A 1,893-nucleotide genomic window follows, 5' to 3' on the forward strand; every position below is an offset into this window, starting at 1 on the left:
GGCGAGCGCCGCGACGAGCCCGCGGTTGCCGGCACCGAGGCTGTAGATGCCGACGAGGTCCTCATGCGCATCGAGGCAGCCGGCGATGAGGTCCTCCGAAAGCTTCGGATCGTCCTGTCCCTCGAGCACGTCGAGGATCGGCCGCCATTCGAAATCCTCGTTCATGGCGGCGCGGAACCCTTCGAGACGTTCTCGGTGGTCGCGCACCAGCATGGAGCCGGCGAGCACTGCGACAGGCCCGGTGCGGCCGCGCAGGAAACGGCCCATGAGGCTGCCGGCGGTGCGGCCGGCGGCGATGTTGTCGACGCCGACGAAATGGTCGCGCCCGGAGAGCGCCAGGTCCGAAACGAGCGTGACGAACGGGATGCCCGCCGCCCGCGCCCGGCCGATCGCCTCCATGACCTCCGGCGCATCGACGGCGACGGCCGCGATGCCCGCCGGCTGGCCGGCAATCGCGGCGTCGATGGCGACCGCAAGCGCCGGCGCATCGAAGGCCGGCACCGTAGCGACCGTGACCCGCGTACGCTCGATCGCCGAGCGCTCGCCGGCGGCGCGCGCCTCCTGCTCGAGGTCACGCATGAAGGGATTGTCACCTTCGGGGAGGATGAAGGTCAGGGGATAGACGCGCCCCTTTGCGAGGTTCGCCGCCGCCACGTCGCGCACGTAGTTGAGGCTGCGGATCGCCTCTTCCACCTTCGCCCTGGTCACGCCGCGCACGCCCGGCCGCGCGTTCAGGACGCGGTCGACCGTCGCGAGGCTGACGCCCGCCTTTGCGGCGATATCGTGCACTGTGGGACGCATGTTTCCTCCGTCAGAAAAGCCCATAGAGGAATTTCTGATGTACGTAAATCAAAATTTTGTGCAGAAGCAGATCAGCCCGAGATGCGCTTGCTGAAGGCGTGGGTAAACGCCACCGCACCGGCGTCACCGTCGGCACGGGCGAGTGCTACATCCATGACGGTGCCGGCGATGCGGGCAACGGCGAAGCCTCCGAGAAAGCCGGCGATCGGTTTGAAGATATCGAGCCCGTCGCGTGCGTAGATCATCGGCGTCTCATGCTGGTGGCCGTGGAAGACCCCGACGATATTGTAGCCCCGGATCGCCGCGAGCAGCCGGGCACGGTCCTCGTCGCTCCACCAGTGCGGCGCGCCGGATCCCTCGTCGTCGAACGTCTTCGCCTGCGGATCCCAATGCTCCAGCGAGAAGGAATCCCAGCCGTAGTGCTGGAACAGCACGACAGGCCGCCCGTCGGCCGCGTTGTCGGCGAGATCCTCGGCAAGCCAGGCAAGGCCGCTTGTCGCGCCCTTGGTCGTGTCGCCGCCGAAGCGCTGGAGCTGCACGAGGTGGAGACCGCCCCAGTCCCAGGAATAGGTGTCGGAGGCGACGTCATAGTTTCCCGCCGGCACCGGCGCCTTGTAGAACACCGTCGAGCGATGGTTGAGCTCGACATAGTCGCGCAATTCGCGCCGGTACCAGTCGACATGCGGCGCGACGCCGTCCTGGTCGAGATCGTGGTTGCCGAGACCGTGATAGACAGGGACATGCACCTGGTCCGGCCCGGTTCCTTGCTCGTAACGGCTCTGATACTGCTGGAGCTGCCGCCCCTCGCCGGGCACCTTCACCTGCCCGCCGCCATCGTCTGTTATGTCCCCGCCCATGACGAGACCGAGCGGCCGGCCGATCGGCATACCGGCGCTTGCAAGGCCGGACGGTCGGCCGGCGATTTCAGTTGGCCAGGCAAGGTCGCCGACCGCGTTGACCGCGGCAACGTGGCGAAGCAGCGCCGCATCGGTCTTGCCTTCCTCCGCGCAGTTCGGGCTGAGGCTGTCGCCGGAAACGAGGCAGGCGTGGATGTCGCAGGCGAAGAGAAAGGTGGCATCGGTCGCCGGACCC

2 protein-coding genes are annotated in these 1,893 nt (G+C 67.6%); both read right to left on the reverse strand.

Annotated features, from left to right (window positions below):
* The coding region (locus tag LXM94_RS25245) for a LacI family DNA-binding transcriptional regulator (RefSeq protein ID WP_235774574.1) at window positions 1-801 on the reverse strand (801 nt) is incomplete at its 3' end.
* Between the two features lie 71 nt (window positions 802-872).
* Window positions 873-1,893, reverse strand: a 1,021-nt coding sequence (locus tag LXM94_RS25250; RefSeq protein WP_235774576.1) for a metallophosphoesterase, incomplete at its 5' end; no start/stop codon positions are given.

The sequence above is a fragment of the Rhizobium alarense genome (assembly GCF_021555155.1).
Classification (GTDB): domain Bacteria; phylum Pseudomonadota; class Alphaproteobacteria; order Rhizobiales; family Rhizobiaceae; genus Rhizobium_D; species Rhizobium_D alarense.